2 protein-coding genes and 1 pseudogene are annotated in these 1,181 nt (G+C 63.9%); all 3 read left to right on the forward strand.

Going from position 1 to position 1,181, the window contains the following annotated elements; genetic code table 11:
• Positions 1 to 203, forward strand: a pseudogene (gene sdhB / locus ADADOO_RS02840) (succinate dehydrogenase iron-sulfur subunit); the annotation flags it as partial.
• 4 nt (positions 204 to 207) lie between these two features.
• Positions 208 to 537 carry an FAD assembly factor SdhE gene (locus ADADOO_RS02845; protein ID WP_511274843.1) on the forward strand — a complete coding sequence of 110 codons (330 nt, stop codon included), beginning with the start codon at positions 208 to 210 and terminating at the stop codon, positions 535 to 537.
• Positions 534 to 1,181 (forward strand): citrate/2-methylcitrate synthase (locus ADADOO_RS02850; RefSeq protein WP_511274844.1); only part of this gene is annotated, 648 nt, incomplete at its 3' end. The genes ADADOO_RS02845 and ADADOO_RS02850, both read left to right, overlap by 4 nt.

The raw sequence follows: 1,181 nt of genomic DNA on the forward strand, positions 1-1,181 counted from the left end.
CGGCCGGCCTGCTGCAGGCCTACCGCTTCATCGCCGACAGCCGCGACCAGGACACCGCCGGCCGCCTCGACAACCTGGAAGACCCGTACCGGTTGTTCCGCTGCCACACCATCATGAACTGCGTGGATGTGTGCCCCAAGGGCCTGAATCCCACCAAGGCCATCGGCAAGATCAAGGAGCTGATGGTCCGTCGGACCATCTGATGCCATGGACGCCACGCGCCTCGGCGAACGTGAACTCAGCAAGCTGAGGTGGCGTTGCCGCCGCGGCCTGCTCGAGAACGACCTTTTCGTCGAGCGCTTCTTCCGCCGCCACGAGGCGACGCTCACCACACGCCAGGCCGCCGGGCTGCAGGCCCTGATGGACCTGGCGGACAACGATCTGCTCGACCTCTTGCTCTGCCGCAAGCAGCCTGCCGATCTCGCCGAAGAAGATTGCGACCTGCCCGAAGTGCACGAGGTGCTCGCACTGATGCGGGCTGCCCCGGCCGCCCACCCAGCTTTTGCCGCCCGAACCGAAGAAAGGCCTTTGCCATGATCCCCTCCGACGTGAAAGCCACGCTGTCGTTCTCTGACGGCAGCCCGAGCATGGACCTGCCCCTATACAAGGGCACCATCGGCCCGGACGTCATCGACATCCGCAAGCTCTACGCGCAGACCGGCAAGTTCACCTACGACCCGGGCTTCCTCAGCACCGCGTCGTGCAACAGCAGCATCACCTACATCGACGGCGACAAGGGTGAACTGCTGTACCGCGGCTACCCCATCGAACAGCTCGCGACGAAGTGCGACTTCCTCGACACCTGCTACCTGCTGCTCTACGGCGACCTGCCCAACGTGCAGCAGCAGAAGGACTTCCACAAGCTCGTCAACAACCACACCATGGTCAACGAGCAGATGCAGTTCTTCCTGCGCGGCTTCCGCCGCGACGCGCACCCGATGGCGGTGATGACCGGCCTGGTCGGCGCGTTGTCGGCCTTCTATCACGACAGCACCGACATCAACAACCCGCAGCACCGCGAGATCGCGGCGATCCGCCTGATCGCCAAGATGCCCACGCTGGTGGCGATGGCCTACAAGTACTCGGCTGGCCAGCCGTACATGTACCCGCGCAACAAGCTCAGCTACGCTGGCAACTTCATGCACATGATGTTCGCCACGCCTTGCGAGGATTACGTGGTG

The organism is Azonexus sp., assembly GCF_036170495.1.
GTDB lineage: Bacteria > Pseudomonadota > Gammaproteobacteria > Burkholderiales > Rhodocyclaceae > Azonexus.

Excerpts from the sequence above, each read along its gene's own strand:
- ADADOO_RS02845 (WP_511274843.1), top strand. The coding sequence starts at position 208 with ATGGACGCCACGCGCCTCGGCGAACGTGAACTCAGCAAGCTGAGGTGG.